Annotated in this window: 20 protein-coding genes and 1 pseudogene; 5 read left to right on the plus strand and 16 right to left on the minus strand. The window is 65.1% G+C overall.

Annotated features, from left to right (window positions below):
* Positions 1-26: 26 nt before the first annotated feature.
* From resB to G6N81_RS05625, 4 genes are read right to left on the minus strand one after another with little or no spacing between them, the layout of a single operon-like run.
* The gene (gene resB / locus G6N81_RS05610; protein WP_165137809.1) at positions 27-1,706 is read right to left on the minus strand and encodes a cytochrome c biogenesis protein ResB; all 1,680 of its coding nucleotides are present in this window, start codon (positions 1,704-1,706) and stop codon (positions 27-29) included.
* Positions 1,687-2,448, minus strand: coding sequence for a cytochrome c biogenesis CcdA family protein (locus G6N81_RS05615; RefSeq protein WP_165134235.1), 762 nt, complete (start codon positions 2,446-2,448; stop codon positions 1,687-1,689). The genes resB and G6N81_RS05615 overlap by 20 nt, the downstream gene beginning before the upstream one ends.
* The gene (locus G6N81_RS05620) at positions 2,445-3,053 is read right to left on the minus strand and encodes a TlpA family protein disulfide reductase (RefSeq protein WP_338144007.1); all 609 of its coding nucleotides are present in this window, start codon (positions 3,051-3,053) and stop codon (positions 2,445-2,447) included. The genes G6N81_RS05615 and G6N81_RS05620 overlap by 4 nt, the downstream gene beginning before the upstream one ends.
* Positions 3,044-3,466, minus strand: a complete 423-nt coding sequence (locus G6N81_RS05625) for a DUF3054 domain-containing protein (protein ID WP_165134241.1) — start codon at positions 3,464-3,466, stop codon at positions 3,044-3,046. Before G6N81_RS05625 ends, G6N81_RS05620 begins: the two co-directional genes overlap by 10 nt.
* Positions 3,467-3,484: 18 nt before the next feature.
* On the opposite strand from G6N81_RS05625, the gene G6N81_RS05630 reads away from it, so the two are divergent.
* The gene (locus tag G6N81_RS05630) at positions 3,485-4,117 is read left to right on the plus strand and encodes a histidine phosphatase family protein (protein WP_165134244.1); all 633 of its coding nucleotides are present in this window, start codon (positions 3,485-3,487) and stop codon (positions 4,115-4,117) included.
* Here G6N81_RS05630 and G6N81_RS05635 read toward each other — a convergent pair.
* Positions 4,114-5,070: a DUF368 domain-containing protein gene (locus G6N81_RS05635; RefSeq protein WP_165134247.1), complete on the minus strand. Its 957-nt coding sequence runs from the start codon at positions 5,068-5,070 to the stop codon at positions 4,114-4,116. The two genes, G6N81_RS05630 and G6N81_RS05635, sit on opposite strands and share 4 nt — an antisense overlap.
* 184 nt (positions 5,071-5,254) lie before the next feature.
* Between G6N81_RS05635 and G6N81_RS05640 the strand changes: the two genes are divergently transcribed.
* Entirely contained in the window at positions 5,255-6,463 is a 1,209-nt protein-coding gene (locus G6N81_RS05640) for an LCP family protein (RefSeq protein ID WP_241245082.1), read from the plus strand.
* Positions 6,464-6,544: 81 nt separating this feature from the next.
* Complete coding sequence (gene aspS / locus G6N81_RS05645; protein WP_165134250.1) at positions 6,545-8,323, plus strand: aspartate--tRNA ligase; 1,779 nt, start codon at positions 6,545-6,547, stop codon at positions 8,321-8,323.
* 62 nt (positions 8,324-8,385) lie between these two features.
* Here aspS and G6N81_RS05650 read toward each other — a convergent pair whose 3' ends face one another.
* From G6N81_RS05650 to G6N81_RS05675, 6 genes and pseudogenes are all read right to left on the minus strand, one after another.
* Positions 8,386-8,676, minus strand: coding sequence for a Dabb family protein (locus tag G6N81_RS05650; RefSeq protein WP_165134253.1), 291 nt, complete (start codon positions 8,674-8,676; stop codon positions 8,386-8,388).
* A 61-nt stretch (positions 8,677-8,737) separates the two neighbouring features.
* Positions 8,738-8,953 (minus strand): annotated as a pseudogene (locus G6N81_RS05655) (molybdopterin-dependent oxidoreductase); the annotation flags it as partial.
* Positions 8,954-8,960: 7 nt separating this feature from the next.
* Positions 8,961-9,221 carry a glutaredoxin family protein gene (locus G6N81_RS05660; RefSeq protein ID WP_165134256.1) on the minus strand — a complete coding sequence of 87 codons (261 nt, stop codon included), beginning with the start codon at positions 9,219-9,221 and terminating at the stop codon, positions 8,961-8,963.
* Positions 9,218-9,508 (minus strand): rhodanese-like domain-containing protein, encoded by a 291-nt coding sequence (locus tag G6N81_RS05665; protein WP_165134260.1) that lies wholly within the window; start codon positions 9,506-9,508, stop codon positions 9,218-9,220. The genes G6N81_RS05660 and G6N81_RS05665 overlap by 4 nt, the downstream gene beginning before the upstream one ends.
* A gap of 317 nt (positions 9,509-9,825) precedes the next feature.
* A complete protein-coding gene (locus tag G6N81_RS05670) occupies positions 9,826-9,924 on the minus strand; it encodes a 30S ribosomal protein bS22 (RefSeq protein ID WP_003792170.1) in 99 nt (32 codons plus the stop codon).
* A gap of 198 nt (positions 9,925-10,122) precedes the next feature.
* A complete protein-coding gene (locus G6N81_RS05675; protein WP_165134263.1) occupies positions 10,123-10,290 on the minus strand; it encodes a hypothetical protein in 168 nt (55 codons plus the stop codon).
* A 297-nt stretch (positions 10,291-10,587) separates the two neighbouring features.
* Between G6N81_RS05675 and G6N81_RS05680 the strand changes: the two genes are divergently transcribed.
* On the plus strand, positions 10,588-10,887 hold the full coding sequence (locus tag G6N81_RS05680) for a hypothetical protein (protein ID WP_165134267.1): 300 nt from the start codon (positions 10,588-10,590) through the stop codon (positions 10,885-10,887).
* A gap of 55 nt (positions 10,888-10,942) precedes the next feature.
* Here the strand turns inward: G6N81_RS05680 and G6N81_RS05685 are convergent, their stop codons facing one another.
* The 5 genes from G6N81_RS05685 to G6N81_RS05705 form a co-directional block, all read right to left on the minus strand.
* On the minus strand, positions 10,943-11,548 hold the full coding sequence (locus G6N81_RS05685; RefSeq protein WP_206527935.1) for a response regulator transcription factor: 606 nt from the start codon (positions 11,546-11,548) through the stop codon (positions 10,943-10,945).
* Positions 11,545-12,627 carry a sensor histidine kinase gene (locus G6N81_RS05690; protein WP_165134273.1) on the minus strand — a complete coding sequence of 361 codons (1,083 nt, stop codon included), beginning with the start codon at positions 12,625-12,627 and terminating at the stop codon, positions 11,545-11,547. Before G6N81_RS05690 ends, G6N81_RS05685 begins: the two co-directional genes overlap by 4 nt.
* Positions 12,628-12,647: 20 nt before the next feature.
* Complete coding sequence (locus G6N81_RS05695) at positions 12,648-13,412, minus strand: ABC transporter permease (RefSeq protein ID WP_165134276.1); 765 nt, start codon at positions 13,410-13,412, stop codon at positions 12,648-12,650.
* Positions 13,409-14,326, minus strand: coding sequence for an ABC transporter ATP-binding protein (locus G6N81_RS05700; RefSeq protein ID WP_165134279.1), 918 nt, complete (start codon positions 14,324-14,326; stop codon positions 13,409-13,411). The genes G6N81_RS05695 and G6N81_RS05700 overlap by 4 nt, the downstream gene beginning before the upstream one ends.
* Positions 14,327-14,432: 106 nt before the next feature.
* Positions 14,433-14,837: an ArsR/SmtB family transcription factor gene (locus tag G6N81_RS05705; RefSeq protein ID WP_165134282.1), complete on the minus strand. Its 405-nt coding sequence runs from the start codon at positions 14,835-14,837 to the stop codon at positions 14,433-14,435.
* 150 nt (positions 14,838-14,987) lie between these two features.
* Here G6N81_RS05705 and G6N81_RS05710 point away from each other — a divergent pair, with 150 nt between their 5' ends.
* Positions 14,988-15,659 carry a potassium channel family protein gene (locus G6N81_RS05710; protein WP_165134285.1) on the plus strand — a complete coding sequence of 224 codons (672 nt, stop codon included), beginning with the start codon at positions 14,988-14,990 and terminating at the stop codon, positions 15,657-15,659.
* Positions 15,660-15,664: the final 5 nt, after the last annotated feature.

A 15,664-nucleotide genomic window follows, 5' to 3' on the forward strand; every position in this document is an offset into this window, starting at 1 on the left:
GGTTCAGGTGTGAGCGATGGAGCCGGTCAGGAGCGCAGCTGTTCGCTGTGCCCTGTGGCGAGGTGATCGACAGCAGTGCGAATCGCGGGGTCCTCACCGCGGGCGAGACCAGCGTATTCGAGTGTGACGTCCTCCCCGGTGGGAGTGGCCTTCACCCAGAGGCGACGGCGCGGAACCCACAGGGCCGTCATCAGGCCGGCGACGGCAAGGGTGGAGAACACCAAGACCCACGTTGTGGATCGATCGTGATGAATCTGCAGGGAGGCGAACCGTTTGACGGACTGTGTGTACCCCGTCTCGTTCCACTCGGCGTCCTCTGGCGTCTCGTCTTCGAACGTCACGCTGCCGCGACCGCCGGGAAGTTCAGCGGTCTGCCCCGGCGACAGCTCGATCGAGTCGATCTCCGTGTCGCCGCCCGTCAGCTGCTCCATGTCGGACGTGTCGAGCGCATAGACGGAGCGCGGGGTTCCGTCATCAATGCCGAGATCGCCTTCAAAGACGTTCAGCGTGACAACAGGGTTGAGCAGATCGCCGAAGATCGACGTGAAGGCACCCGTTTCCATTTCGTTCTGGGTGGGGTAGAAAAACCCGACCAAGCCCATCTGTTCCTCAAGACCGTCTGTGACCTTGATCACGCCCAGGGACGTCATGTTGCTGTCCTGTGGGAGAAACGGCACATGGTCGCGGAACACGATGTCGTCGTCGCCGTTTCGCACCGTAATCGTCGGCGCGTAGCCGTTGCCGAGCAGATAGATGGCGTCGCCGTGAACACGAAGCGGGTGGTTCACGCGCACCGACTCTTCGGCGGCGGATCCGTCGGGTTCGCGGATCGTGACGTTGGCCGAGAAATTCATCGCCTGTCCACGCCCGGCTTCGCCGTAGGGAACGTAGTCGACATCGAACGTGTCCAGCGTCATGGAATACGGCGCGAGCGCGTCGTCCGACACCAAGCGTCCGCGGTTCATCGACGAGTAGTTCAACAGCGTGTTGACGAACGTCGTGCCCTCGATAATGACGCTTTGCCCCGTGTAGGCGAACTGACCGCCAACGCCGACCGTCACGAGGATGCCGACGAGCGATGCGTGAAAGACGAGGTTGCCCGTCTCGCGCAAGTATCCACGCTCGGCAGAAACGGATGTCGATCCGCCGTCCCGGTATCGGCTCACACGGTAGCCCTGCTTGCGCAGGCGCTTCTCCGCCAGTGTGATCGCCTCATCCGCATCAATGCCGGCGACGGTCTCGGAGCGGAAATCCGCCAGCCGTGACAGCCGCGCTGGTGTGCGGGGCGGCTTCGAACGCAGCGCCGCAAAGTGGTGCTTCGTTCGCGGAAGAATGCAGCCGATCAGCGAGATGAACAGCAGCAGATAGATCGCCGAGAACCATGCCGACTGATACACATCGAACAGCTGCAGGGCATCAAGGATCGGGAACAGATCCGGGTTGTCCGACCGCCACTGCGTGACGCCGTTGGGGTTCGCCATCCGCTGCGGGAAGATCGACCCCGGAATCGCGGCGATTGCCAGCAGAAGGAGCAGCACGAGCGCCGTTCGCATGCTCGTGAGCTGCCGCCAGCCCCAGCGAATCCACCCGATCACGCCCAGTTTGGGCGAAACGGGCGCCGAGGACAGCGCCGCATCGATGTGGTCGGACGGCCGCTTCGGATCCGCATCCGAGTTGTTCGCGAGGTCAGATCGGGAGGACGACACCACTGATCACCACCTGAAGACGTGACATGAGGATCCCCCAGATGCCGGACACCATGAGCACGCCCAGGAGAATCAGAAGCGATCCCCCGACGACGTTAATGGCGCGCACGTGCCGGCGGAAGAACGCGAAGGAGCGGCTGGCCCAGCCGAAGCCGAGCGCCGCGAGAATAAAGGGGATGCCGAGGCCGAGGGAGTAGACGAGGCCGAGAAGCGCGCCGCGCCACGGATCGCCCGTGCCGTATGACATCGCAATAATCACGGCGAGCGTTGGCCCGATGCACGGAGCCCAGCCGATACCGAGGACCACGCCGAGAAGGGGCGCGCCTACGAGCCCCAGGTCTCCGTTGAGACTCGGCCTGATCGCGCGCTGCATCACACCGAAGGCGCCGAGGAACACGATCCCCATGAGGATCACAACGCCGCCGAGCACGCGCGTGATGATGTCGTTGTACTGCAGGAAGAACATTCCGGCGCTTCCGCCCAGCACGTTCATCGCTATGAACACGACCGTGAATCCGGCGATGAACAGCAGAACACCACCGAGAAGCCGGCCCCTGGCGGCAAGGCGTAGCTGTCCGTCAGCGTTTTCGCGTGCGGGCGTGACGGATCCCGAGATGAAACCGAGATAGCCGGGCACGAGGGGGAGAACGCAGGGCGAGAGAAACGAGATCAGTCCGGCAAGAAGCGCGATCGGCAGAGCCGCCCAGAGGGTCCCGGCGCCGACGAGGTATTCGACGCTCATGCGGTCTCTTCGAGGGTTTCGCGCACGAGGGTCGAAAGGATCGACGGCCCCTCAAGCTGACCGACGATGCGAGCGGCGACCCGTCCCTCGCGATCAAGGACGAGCGTCGTCGGCGTCGCCTGAATCGGCGTCGCCGCCGCAAACGCGAGTTTCACGGCCCCCGAGTTCACGTCGATGATGCTCGGGTAGGTGACGTCGTTGTCGATCGCGAAGGAGATCGCCGTCTCCGCCTGGTCGTAGGTGTTGACGCCCACGAAGCTGACGTCTTCATCCTGGTACTCCTGCCAGACCGCCTCGAGATCGGGGGCCTCGACGATGCAGGGGCCGCACGCGGCGTACCAGAAGTTCACAACCGTGACGTTGCCGGCGGTGTCGACGCTCGTGAGGTCGTCGCCGTGTTCCGTCACGCCGGCCCAGGCAACGGGGTCGCTACGATCCTCCGGTGCGATTTCCGTCACACGGAACTCTCCGGAGATGTAACCGGCGTTTTCGCCCTCGAGGTACTGCTTCGTGACGGGGTCGACTGAACAGGCGGCGATCGTCGCGGCAAGAATCGCGATCGAAGCGGCGGCACAGGCGCGTCGGATCAGGTTCGTCAGGGGCACCCGAGTAATTCTACGCGTTGTAGTAATGAGGAGGCTGAGCGTCGACGAAGCCAGGCCGCGACCGCGACGATCACGCGCCATCCCCACACAAAAGCCGCGATGACGACGAGGGTGACGATCGCGAAAGACAGGGCGAATCCCCCACCGGTCAACACCCGCAGCGCGAGTCCGCCGAGAGCCGTCACCAGCGCGACGATCAGCGCGGGAAGCCCCAGTCCACGAGGCCTCCGGCGAACGACCGGAACCGCCCAGGCCGCGGCGAGCGCAACGAGGAACGGCCACGCCACCAGCGCAAGATCCGCCACGCCCCACCGATCGTGGTGGCTTCCCATCCCCAACACGACAAAGCACGTCACGAGCACGGCATCGATGCCGAGCGCCAGAGGCCAGGGGAACCGCAGAGGGGAGGTCACCCCGGTAGCGTAGGCGCCATGCCAGCTGAGCGCCTCCACCTCGTCCGTCACGGAGAGGTCCACAATCCCCAGCATGTTCTCTATGAACGGATCCCGGGCTACGGCCTCAGCGAGGCCGGCCGCGGCATGGCCCATGCCGCCGCTGAGCACATCTCGACACTCGAACGACCCGTCACGCGGCTCGTCTGCTCACCGTTGCAGCGCGCCCAGGAGTCGGCCGAGCCCTTCGCCGAGATCTTCGATCTCACCCCCGTGATCGACGAGGGCGTGATCGAACCGTGGAATGCCTTCGCCGGAAAGCGGATGAAAAAAGCGGTGCTCAACCCGCTCAACTGGCGCCTTCTCGTGAACCCGTCGAAGCCGAGCTGGGGCGAGCCGTTTGCGTCGATTTCGCAGCGCGTCGTCACGGCGATGCACGCGGCATGGGACGCGGCCGACGGCGGAGATGTTGTCATCGTTTCGCACCAGGCGCCCATCTGGATCGCCCATCTCGCGGTCGCCGGAGAGACGCTCGCGCACTCCCCCACCAAGCGGCGATGCGCGCTGTCGAGTGTGACGAGCTTCGAACGGCCGGGAACCGGCCCCACTGGATTCGCCGAGGTGGCCTACGCGGAGCCCGCCGCAGCAGGCATCGACCTCGGGGCCGTTTAAGAGGCGCGCTTCTGCAGAACGCGCTCGGCGATGATCAGGGCGATCACGACGCCGGCTCCGACAACCGCGAGGATGATCGGAACGAGCGGCTCCGTTGGCGCCAGAAGCGATCCCGCGCCATCGGCGGAGTGCTCACCGCCCTGCCAGGGCCAGAGCGCACGGAGCGAGCCCAGCATCAGGCCGGCCATCACCAGCAGGGTGGCGCGGCGGCGGGTGCGCAGCAGCGTGCGGATAATCTTCACGATCGTTAGCAAACCAACGATCGCCCCGGCCGCGAACACGGCGATGTAGCCCAGATCGCGCTCGTCGACGGCCGTCAACGTCGGCGAGTACAGGCCGATGGCGAGCAGGAAGAACGATCCGGAGATGCCCGGGACCACGAGGGCGCACACGGCAACAGCAGCGGCGAGGAACACGGCCCAGAACGGCGGCGAGGCGATCGCGGTGCCGCCGGCGAACCCGACGAGCACGAACGCGATGACGGCGGCGACGACGACCGTGGCGATGTCGATCGCGATCCGCCCGCGACCGACCCCCTTCGGCATGATCTGAAACGGCACGATCAGGCTTGCGGCGACGAGGCCGAAAAACAGGCCGCGAGAGTTCTCCGGGTGCCCGTCGACGAAGCCGACGACAACTCCGGCCGCGGCTAACACCGTGACGACCATTCCCACCAGAAGCGGGCCGATGAGCCACCAGTCCACGGCGGCCATGCGGCGCGTGAACCCACGCCAGTGATCGGGTCCCTTCACGAGAGCGGCGAAGCCGCCGCCGAGATCACCCGCCGCATCGAGTGCGCGCTCGTACACGCCGACCACGAGGGCAACGGTGCCGCCGGAAATGCCCGGAACAGTTTCCGCCAGGCCGATCAGACCGCCCCGGACAACGTTGAGTGGGGCCTGTGCAAGGCTCCCCCTCCGCGGCGCAGGTGCCTGTGCGGTGTCGTTCGTCATTCGTGCTCCCTCGTGATGGTCCGCCCCGACACTACCCGCGCGACCGGCGGGTTCCTGGGAAGACTCGATCGGCGCGATCAGCGCATCTCCCGCCGCGGTTTTGCGTATGCGCCTGCTGAGGACTTCGTGGCAGTTGCGTTACCGAATTGAGATTTATGACGAAAACCGGGTTGAGTATGCACTTGTGACGTCTCCCTCATACCCGCCCCTGGCGCAACACGCCGCCACGGACATGCTGCGCGTCGGCCGACGCCGTCGAACGGTGCTATTTTCCGTTCTCGCCGTGATCGTCGTTCTCGCGTTCATCGCGATTGCCGCAATTGCGCGCCTCAACGGCAACCTCACGGTTGTGCAGCTCAGCGCGGGACAGGATTTCGAATCGTCGCTGTCCGGCGCGAACGTCCAGGTGGGAACCGAACCGCTGAATGTTCTCGTCCTCGGGTCTGACGGCCGCGACGCGGGCGAAGGACGCTTCGGGGATGATGACGGCACGCGTCGCAGTGACTCGATGATGCTGGTGCACATCGCGGGAAACAACGAGCGCATCGACGCCGTGCAGATTCCGCGCGACACGCTCGTGACGATGCCCGCATGCCAGGACGTCGGCCATGGAGCGTTCGCCGGTGGCTACGGGCTGGTCAATGTCGCCTATAACTACGGTGAGCACTGCTCGGTGTTGGCCGTCGAGGCGTTAACGGGCGTCGACATCGACCACGTGGTCTCGCTGAATTTCGACGGATTCGAAACGGTCGTGGATGCGGTCGGTGGCATCCAAGTGTGTCTCGACGAGCCGATTCGCGATGGCCACTCGATGCTCGATCTGCCGGCAGGACAGCAGGAACTGGGCGGACAGGACGCGCTTGCGCTCGCCCGCGTTCGCTATGTCATTGGCGACGGGAGCGATATCTCGCGCCTCGAGAATCAGCAGATGGTCATGTCGGCGATCGTTCAGCGAGCCACCGCAACCGAAGTACTCGCCCGCCCCGATCGCCTGTACGGGCTTGTCGACGCGATCACGTCCTCTCTGACCGTGGATGAGGGCCTCAACTCCGTGACGCGCCTGGCCGGTCTCGCGATGCGGATTAACGCCGTTGGCATGGAGAACATCACGTTTGTGACCATGCCGTGGGCACAGGCCGTCAGCGACCCGAACCGGATCGATCCCGCTCCCGAAGCCCAGCTCGTGTGGGACGCCCTCATTGCCGACGAACCCATCAACCTTGCGCCTGCCGAGGATGAGGATGCCGACATGGTCGAGGATCCGGAAACCGGCATGATCGCCGAGGCAACCCCCGCCCCCGACGATTTCACCGACGGATTCACGGACGCTGAGTCGACCGCCGATCAGATCGAAGCCACCGCCCGCACGGCAGACGCGGCGATCTGCGGATAGCGCGCCTGCACACAGACGCGGATTACAGGCTCGCGCAATAGGATGGCGGGCATCCCGTTTTCTCGATCTGGAGGATTCTCCGTGCTGCGCACACATCCGGCCGGCTCACTACGAGCCGAGCACATCGGTCAGACCGTCACCCTCTCGGGTTGGGTCGATCGTCGTCGCGATCACGGAGGCGTTGCCTTCATCGACCTCCGCGACGCCTCTGGCATCGCTCAGGTCGTCATCCGTGACGAAGCCATCGCCCACCCGCTTCGCAGCGAGTTCGTCCTCAAGATCGTTGGCGAGGTCTCGGCCCGTCCGGACGGCAACGCAAACCCCAACCTCCCCACCGGCGACATCGAGGTCATCGCCGCTGAGGTCGAGGTCCTCAACGAGTCGGCGCCGCTGCCCTTCCAGGTATCGACAGCGCTCGATGGCCAGGAGACGATCGGAGAAGAGGCACGCCTCAAGCACCGCTACCTCGATCTTCGCCGCCCTGCTCCCGCAGCCGCTCTGCGTCTGCGCTCGAAGGCCACCCAGGCGGCACGTCGCGTGCTCGAGGGCCACGACTTCGTCGAGGTCGAGACCCCGACGCTGACGCGCTCGACCCCGGAGGGCGCCCGCGACTTCCTCGTTCCGGCGCGCCTCAACCCCGGTTCCTGGTACGCGCTGCCCCAGTCGCCCCAGCTGTTCAAGCAGTTGCTCATGGTGGCCGGCATGGAGAAGTACTACCAGCTCGCCCGCAGCTACCGCGACGAAGACTTCCGCGCCGACCGTCAGCCGGAGTTCACCCAGCTCGACATCGAGATGAGCTTCGTCGACCAGGAAGACATCATCGCGCTGGGCGAGGAGCTCGTGAAGGAGCTGTGGAGCCTGATCGACGTCGAGATCCCGACGCCGATCCGCCGCATGACCTTCGCTGATGCGATGCGCCTGTACGGCTCGGACAAGCCCGATCTGCGCTTCGGCAACGAACTCGTCGAGCTGGCCGAGTACTTCCAGAACACCCCGTTCCGCGTTTTCCAGCAGGAATACGTCGGTTCCGTCGTCATGACGGGCGGCGCTGGCCTCCCCCGTCGCCAGTTCGACGCCTGGCAGGACTGGGCGAAGTCTCGCGGCGCGCGCGGGCTGGCCTACGTCACGTTCCTCGAAGACGGAACGCTCGGCGGCCCCGTGGCCAAAAACCTCTCCGATGACGAGCGCGCCGGCCTGGCGGAAGCAACGGGTGCGAAGGTGGGCGACGCGGTGTTCTTTGCCGCCGGAACCACCTCAGAGGCTCGTGCCCTCCTCGGCGCCGCCCGCGTGGAGATCGCCAAGCAGACTGGCCAGATCGTTGACGGCGACTGGGCGTTCGTCTGGATTGTCGATGCACCGCTGTTCAAGCCCACTGGCCAGGACGATGACGATGTGGACCTCGGCAACTCGGCGTGGACCGCTGTGCACCACGCGTTCACCTCGCCGAAGCCCGAATGGCTCGACTCCTTCGAGGAGAACCCGGGCGAGGCGCTCTCCTATGCATACGACATCGTCTGCAACGGCAACGAGCTGGGTGGCGGTTCGATTCGTATCCACCGCCGCGATGTTCAGGAGCGCATCTTCGATGTGATGGGCATCAGCAAGGAGGAGTCGCAGGAGAAGTTCGGCTTCCTGCTCGACGCGTTCTCCTTCGGCGCTCCCCCTCACGGCGGCATCGCCCTGGGCTGGGACCGCGTTGTGTCGCTTCTCGCTGGCGCCGACTCGATCCGCGAAGTCATTGCGTTCCCGAAGTCGGGTGGCGGCTTCGACCCGCTGACAGCGGCTCCCGCCCCCATTCCGGCAGAGCAGCGCGCCGAGACCGGCGTCGACTTCACCCCCGAAGACGACGAAGAGGCGTAACCCGCACAGCACTCGGCCCCCGCATCCCAACGGATGCGGGGGCCGAGTGCTGTGCGGGCCGCTTAGACGCGGATGTCGATGCCCGCGCGCCCCACCTTGAAGGCGCCGACCAAAGCGACGACCTCAAGATGCGCGGGGTGGTCGGCGTAGACGGTCAGCGCCGCTTCGTCTTCCAGTTCGGCCACGAGCCCGAGGTCGTAGTTTCCGGGAAGGCCAACGCCCTCCACGCCCGCCGTCATCGAGATGAGGCCGGGGATCTTTCCGACGAGCGCCTCGAGCGCGTCGGCGGCTTCCTGCAATTGCGATACGGGTGTTCCATCTGCTGCTTGGAACAGGACGATGTGGCGGATCACAGGAGCTCCTTTGCGAGGGGGTGGATTTATCAGCCTAGAGCCGGTCGGGTTAGCGTGCCGTGATCCGCACGGTGTGGTGACCGGTGTGCTGCTGCCAGGCGACACCCGCCACCACCGTCTCGCCTGCGTCAACAGCATCCTGCCGTGGCACATCGATCCGCGAGTGCAATTTGATGGGTCCGCGCTCCGACCAGCCGCGGTCCGTCCAATAGGCACGTGCCCGGTCGAAGCGCGTGACCTCGACGTCCACGACCCACTTCGTCGCGGTCGACGAGCCTCTTCCTTCACGAACGGGCGCACAGCGCTTTCGAGAGACGGTCCTGGGCAAGGCGCCAGTGGGCATGAAGTTCGCCGTCGATGAGTACAACGGGAATCCTCTCCCACCATGTCTCATACAGCGCCGGGTCGTCGAGAATCGACAGCTCGGTCACCTCGATGGATTCGGCGAGGTCCTCCGGGAGGTCGGCAAGCGTCTGTTCGACGACGTCTCGCGCAACATCGCAGAGGTGACAATCCGGCTTCCCGATGATGGTCAGCTCGGTCACTTTTCGACCTCGTAGCCGGCCTCGATCCACGCATCGGTTCCGCCCATGACATTGGTCACCGCGTATCCGCGCGGCTCGAGGGCAGCCTGCACCTGCGCCGAGCGTCCACCGATCTTGCAGATCACGTCAAACTCCGGCGGCAGCTCCTCGAGCCGATCCCCCAGCTGTGACAGCGGCACGTTGATGGCCCCCGGGACGCGCCCTGCCGCGAATTCGGCCTCTTCCCGCACGTCGATGAGGGGGGTGTCCGTGCGCGCCGCGAGCTCGGCGACAGTGATCTCGTCCATGTCTCCATTGTCTCGCACCGCAACACTGCGCAGTCGATTTCACCAACCAATCTCACCGCTCCCGGAGATATCCGACGCTGTTTCCCCGGAAGAGATCGGTCTGGGCCTCGCTGTGTTGTTGCACGAGGCAGCGCCGGACGTCACATCTCGCAGGGCTCCATCATGGGCGCCTCGGTCTGCTCGGGTTGATCCATCGGCTCGTCCATATCGCCATCCGTTCCTGCCGTGTCGCCGCACCCGGCGATGTCGAGACAGTCCCCCAAAACCAAGAACGCCGGCCCGTCTGGTGACGGAACCGGCGTAAATGGACGTGCGCCTTACTTCTTGTTGCGGCGCTGGTGGCGGGTCTTACGAAGCAGCTTGCGGTGCTTCTTCTTCGCCATACGCTTGCGGCGCTTCTTGATGACAGAACCCATGGGAACCTCACTAATGTCTAGGTTGGACGCCTGGCACGACGTGGTGCCGACGTCCGGGCACGGCAGAAAAAGTGCCTCGGGTCATCCTACAGGATCCCCCGGTGAGAGAGAATTCGGCCAGCACTCAGACTCCGCCATCCCTGCCGAGAGCGGGTTCGCCGCGCCGGCCCAGGTCATGCCCGATTGCGAGCGCGTGTGTCACAGCCGCGGAACATCGTCCGCCCCGATAACCGTGTCGTGGAGGGCGCTCTCGCGCTGAACAACCTCCTCATCTGACAAACCGTGCGCACGTGCGGCAGCGATGTCGCCCTCGAGCGCCGCCTCATTCCACCGTTCACGGCCCATGACAACGAGCGCAATGGCCATCTTCCCCTCTCCCTCCCTCGCGGCGTGTCATCCAGAGCGGAAAGGGTCGCGACCTCGGGCAAGGGACGTTGTGGTCATCCTCGGTCTTCTCATCGGGCGCCGTCCGACGCGGACATCGCGATCGTCCGGTGCGCTGGCATCCTCGTCTTTGCCGCGTCGTGGGGTGCATGGCTGTTCAGCCACAGGCGTCATCAGCGCTGAGTCGCGCAGACCGACCGGCACTCTGGTCGTTCGTCGGGTGGAGCGGGGGAACGTCCGATACCTCTGTTTTCTCCTCCACTCCGACCGGAGGATCCCATGACGACCATCCGACGCATCGCCGCCACCATCGGCGCCCTCGCCCTGATTCCCGCCGGACTTGCCGCTTGCTCCGGCGGCGGGTCTCAGAGCGTTGCCGACGGGATGCCGGAGATGCCCGACTTCGAGGAACTCGACCTGAACGACCCTGAGGACATGGCGCAGTTCGAAGAGTCCACGCAGGCGATGGGGGAATGGTCGGCCGTGATCGACGAGAACGCGGTCGAGTTCGAAGCCATTGCCGCCGAGGTCGACGCGGCGTCCGCGCAGCTCAACGAACTCTGCGGCATCGAGTTCTGAGGCCCTCTCGCGAAAGGGGCGCGGGTCGCCACCACACCTTTCGCGAGCGGACTATTTACAGCCAACCGCGGTCACGGGCAGCGCGAGCGGCCTCGACGCGGTTGGCCGCTCCCGTCTTCGCGATCGCCGCGCTCGCGTAATTGCGAACAGTTCCCTGCGACAAATGAACCACCTGCGCCACATCGGCGATAGGCGCACCGTCGAGCGACGCCGCAAGCACATCACGCTCGCGTTCCGTCAGTGGGTTGGCGCCGCTGATCAGTGACTCCGTGGCGAGCGCGGCATCGACAACCCGCTCCCCGGCATGGACCCGTCGCACGGCATCGGCGAGTTCTGCGGAAGGAGTGTCTTTGACGACGAACCCGCTCGCCCCCGCCTCCAATGCGCGGCGCACATAGCCGGGGCGCCCGAAGGTCGTCACGATGATCGTGCGCACACCGGGCAGCTCCGACGACAGCTCAGCGGCAGCAGCGATGCCATCCGCTCCTGGCATCTCGATGTCCAGAAGGCAGACATCGGGCGAGGTGTTATGCGCAGCGGCGAGAACCTCGTCACCACGTCCCACCTCGGCAACGACATCGATGTCCGGCTCGAGTCGGAGCAGCGCGGCGAGCGCGCCACGAACAAGAGCTTGGTCGTCAGCCAGCAAGATCCGGATCACCATCGCACCTCCACACGCGTTCCTGCTCCGGTCGCGGGTTGGTCGACCGTGAGCGTGGCACCCGCGGCGCGCGCACGCTCACGAATCCCTCGCAGGCCCGTGGCGGCGACGTCGGCCGGTGTCCCGATACCGTCATCTTCAATCACAATGCCGTCCGGCATCAGCGTGACCTCGCAACGGGACGCCCGTGAGTGTCGCACAACGTTGGTGATCGCCTCACGCAGCGCCCAGGCGACGACGATGCGGTGCCGCGGATCAACTCTCTCGGCCTCACCGGCGATCGATGCGCTGATTCCGGAGTCGCTAAGCGCCGCGCGCGCCGCCTCCAGTTCGTCGGACAGGCGTGCGACCCGCAACCCTGCCACGGTGGCCCGCACCTCGGCGAGCGCTTCACGCGACAGGCTGCGGATCTGGGCGATCTCGCGCTTAGCCGCCTCCGCGTCGATGTCGACGAGGCGCTCCGCGAGCTCCGCCTTCACCGTGACCACGGTGAGACTGTGTCCAAGCACATCGTGCACATCGCGGGCGACGCGCTCACGCTCGGCGACAACGGCGATCTGCCGCTCCATCGCATCGTGCCTCTCCGAGGCGGCCACCAGCAGGCGAACGGTAGCCGTTGTCACGTACGCGAGGGCGGGCGGAACGAACAACACCCAGTTCTCGGCGATGTCCCCCGATAACAGCAGAACACTCACGTGCGTGATGAGAAGGATCGTGGCGATCGTGATCGACTGCGCCTTGGGCCCGGCGAACATCGTCAGCGAGATGATGAACGCCGTCGCTCCGAGCGCCCCGATGTCCGTGAGTGCCCACGCACCGACCATGAGGCCAATGAGCACTCCTGCCGCCGGCAGCCCGCGCCGCCGAGACTGCTCCCACGATTCGCTCGCGTTCATCCAAATAAAAGCGGCGATGTACACGACACCGAAGAGCACCAGCAGAACAACGGCGATCATCCGCCCCGGCGCATCCGAGCGCAGGGCCGCCGAGATCGGGAAAAAGAGGAAAACCACCCACACGATTCCGAAAACGGGCGCGAACGTTTCCCACGGGTCCCGTGAGCGCCCATTGCCATTCATGGCGTTTATCGTGGCATCGTTCACTGCCGCGAGCGACCCCGGCGCGCGAGCAGGAGCGTCGAGACGACGAAGACGGTCGCCCACACCGCGAGGTTCAGAATCGGCACCCACAGCGGATCCTGCGTCGGTTCGCTATTCGACCCGGTCGCCGCGATCCATCCCTCGGTCAACGGATACCGCGCCAGGGCGACGTACCCGTACAGGGGCGTGAACTTCGCGATCTCGAGGAAAACACCGGATAGCGGAAAGAACACATTGCCGAGGAACGCCAGGATCACGAGCGACCCGCTTGCCGCGCTCACAGCGCCCTCGCTGCGGAACAACAGCCCGACCATCAGGCCGTAGAAACTGAAAACTGCCGCTCCCGCGAGCACGATAACCGCGCTGAGCACCCACACGTGCGCTTCGGCCACCGCACCCGTCAGCGCGCCCAGCACGTAGATGATGGCGACGGGAACAACGGAGATGACGAAGCCTGCTGCGGCCTTCGTTGTGACAAACGTCGCATCAGCGATGGGTGTCAGGCCGAGTTGCCGCCCCCATCCCTGCATCTGCTCAACAGCGGCTGACCCACCGACGCCCACTGTTGCGGTGATGGCCCCGTATGCCGCCATGCCGACCATGACATAGAAGGAGACGTTGCCATGGCCGGCCGACTCCTGGCCGTACTCCTGCACAGCCCCGAAAATCACGAAGAGCAGAGCGGGAAGGACGGCGATGAAGAACATCGACGCAATGTCGCGCGTGATGCGCGTCAGCTCGATGCGGAAGTACGTGGCGTTCATCGCGTTGCTCCGTCCGTGATGGCACGGAAGGCGTCATCAAGCGACCCTCCCGAAATTTCCAGGTCTCGCGCGCCGAGCTCGGTGAGGAGCATCCGTGCCACGACATCCGAATCGGACGAACGGATCACAATGCGACCCGCATCACCGGATACCGAGACAACGGCGTCGTGGCCGCTCAGGCGAGCAACCACCTCCCGTTCTTGCGCCGGAGCGACGTATGCCGTGAGCCGCCTGCCCGCCGCTGCCGAACGAATCTCAGCGGTCGTTCCGTCGGCGACGACTGCGCCCGCCGCCATCATCACGACGCGTTGTGCGAAGGCATCCGCCTCTTCGAGGTAGTGCGTCGCGAAAATCACGGTACGCCCGCCGGCCGCATCTTCGCGCATCGTGTCCCAGAACTCCGCGCGCGCCGCGACATCCATTCCGGCGGTGGGTTCATCGAGGATGAGGAGCTCAGGATCCGGCAGGAGTGCGAGGGCGAACCTCAGACGCTGCTGTTCTCCTCCCGAGCACTTCGATACCCGGCGCTTATGAAGCGCTGTGAGGCCCGCGCGATCCATGACCTCATCGACGGGCCGCGGATCACGAAACGTCGACGCGATGAGCGTGATCGTTTCTCGAATGGTGAGGTCTCGGAGCAACCCGCCAGACTGCAAAACGGCGGAAACGAGACCTTCACGGATTGCGGCGCGCGGGCTCCGTCCGAGCACAGTGATACTGCCGGCGGTGGGAGCTGTCAGCCCCGTTACCATGTCGAGAGACGTTGTCTTTCCCGCGCCGTTCGGACCTAGCAGGGCGACGATTTCGCCGCGCGCGATCTCCAGGTCGACTCCGCCAACGGCGCGAAAAGCGCCATCGCTCGTTCGAAACTCTTTAACGACGCCGCTCATCGCGACAGCCAGTGAGGTGTCCATTCCCCCAGCGTGTCGCGGATCAGCCGCCGTGGCGATCCCCGCGTGTCATCGATTGACGGTGACGAATGTCACACGAGCGCTGCAGACACACGCGTCGAGCGAAAGCTCAGGCTCCGAGTCGCTTGAGCGCCGTTTGTACAACCGCGGCCGTGCGTCCGAGCGACTCGGCCAGCTTGGATGCCTGCTCGGGAAGCGGCGCATAAATCGAATGCGCTGCCTCGGCCGCCAGATCCGACTCATCGACGAAGAACGGAACGAGCCAATCGTCCACCTCGTCGAGGGGTTCGGGTTCCAGCCGGTAGAACCGGTGCTGCCCCTCTTCTCGCACGCTGACCAGCCCGGCCTCGCGCAACACCTTAAGGTGTTTGGAGACGGTGGGTTGGCTCACTGACAGCTCGCCGACGATCTCCGAGACGCTGGTCCCGGCCTCGGTTTCCTGATCGCGACGCAGCAGCAACTGCAGAATGTCGCGCCGGGTCCCGTCTGCAATCACGTCGAAGATGTCCGCCATAGCCATCACAGTATGGCATTCGAGGCATATTCGATATCGGAATGCGAAAGGTTCGTGTGCTCTGGAGGCTTGCGTTGTAGAGTCGCACACGCCGCAACCCCCCGCGGCACGTGACATTTCCGCTCTGCGGAATCGTTGAAAGGCCCTTCTTTGGTTGAGCAGATCAGCTCTGACGCGCCCGTGCTCGTCATCGGTTTGGGGCGCTACGGCGCCGCCTGCGCCGGAGAGCTGGACAGACTCGATCGCGATGTTCTCGCGATCGACACCGACCTGGGCCTCGTGCAGAAGTGGTCGGAGCGGGTCACGCACACGGTGCAGGCCGACGCGCGCAACTTCGAGGCCCTCAAGCAGATCGGCGCAGAAGACTTTCAGGTGGCCGTCGTCGCCGTTGGCTCGTCGATCGAGGCCTCCGTTCTGATTACCGCGAATCTCGTCGATCTGAAGGTGCCGCAAATCTGGGCGAAGGCCGTTTCGCAGTCGCACGGAAAGATCCTTTCGCGCGTCGGCGCGAACCACGTCATTTACCCCGAGCGTGAGGCCGGCGAGCGTGTCGCGCACCTCGTGAACGGGCGCATGCTCGACTTCATCCGCTTCGACGACGACTTCGTGCTCGCGAAGATGTTCCCGCCGACGTTCATCCGGGGCGTTCCTCTGATGGAGTCTGGTGTGCGATCGAAGTACAAGGTGACGGTGGTCGGTGTGAAGAGCCCCGGGAAACCGTTCCACTACGCCGAGGCCGGAACGGTTGTCACCAACCACGATCTGATCATCGTCTCCGGAACCAACGCCAACGTCGAGCGCTTCGCCGCACTCGACCGCTGACGGCC

Origin of the sequence: Microbacterium amylolyticum (assembly GCF_011046975.1) — a bacterium.
In the GTDB taxonomy this organism is placed as follows: domain Bacteria; phylum Actinomycetota; class Actinomycetes; order Actinomycetales; family Microbacteriaceae; genus Microbacterium; species Microbacterium amylolyticum.

Bases quoted from the DNA above. Each gene is read 5' to 3' on its own strand.
- G6N81_RS05630 (WP_165134244.1), top strand. From the start codon at position 3,485: ATGCCAGCTGAGCGCCTCCACCTCGTCCGTCACGGAGAGGTCCACAAT.
- G6N81_RS05700 (WP_165134279.1), bottom strand. From the start codon at position 14,326: ATGGACACCTCACTGGCTGTCGCGATGAGCGGCGTCGTTAAAGAGTTT.
- G6N81_RS05705 (WP_165134282.1), bottom strand. From the start codon at position 14,837: ATGGCGGACATCTTCGACGTGATTGCAGACGGGACCCGGCGCGACATT.
- G6N81_RS05675 (WP_165134263.1), bottom strand. From the start codon at position 10,290: ATGGCCATTGCGCTCGTTGTCATGGGCCGTGAACGGTGGAATGAGGCG.
- G6N81_RS05680 (WP_165134267.1), top strand. From the start codon at position 10,588: ATGACGACCATCCGACGCATCGCCGCCACCATCGGCGCCCTCGCCCTG.
- G6N81_RS05695 (WP_165134276.1), bottom strand. From the start codon at position 13,412: ATGAACGCCACGTACTTCCGCATCGAGCTGACGCGCATCACGCGCGAC.
- G6N81_RS05690 (WP_165134273.1), bottom strand. From the start codon at position 12,627: ATGAATGGCAATGGGCGCTCACGGGACCCGTGGGAAACGTTCGCGCCC.
- G6N81_RS05670 (WP_003792170.1), bottom strand. From the start codon at position 9,924: ATGGGTTCTGTCATCAAGAAGCGCCGCAAGCGTATGGCGAAGAAGAAG.
- G6N81_RS05665 (WP_165134260.1), bottom strand. From the start codon at position 9,508: ATGGACGAGATCACTGTCGCCGAGCTCGCGGCGCGCACGGACACCCCC.
- G6N81_RS05615 (WP_165134235.1), bottom strand. From the start codon at position 2,448: ATGAGCGTCGAATACCTCGTCGGCGCCGGGACCCTCTGGGCGGCTCTG.
- G6N81_RS05635 (WP_165134247.1), bottom strand. From the start codon at position 5,070: ATGACGAACGACACCGCACAGGCACCTGCGCCGCGGAGGGGGAGCCTT.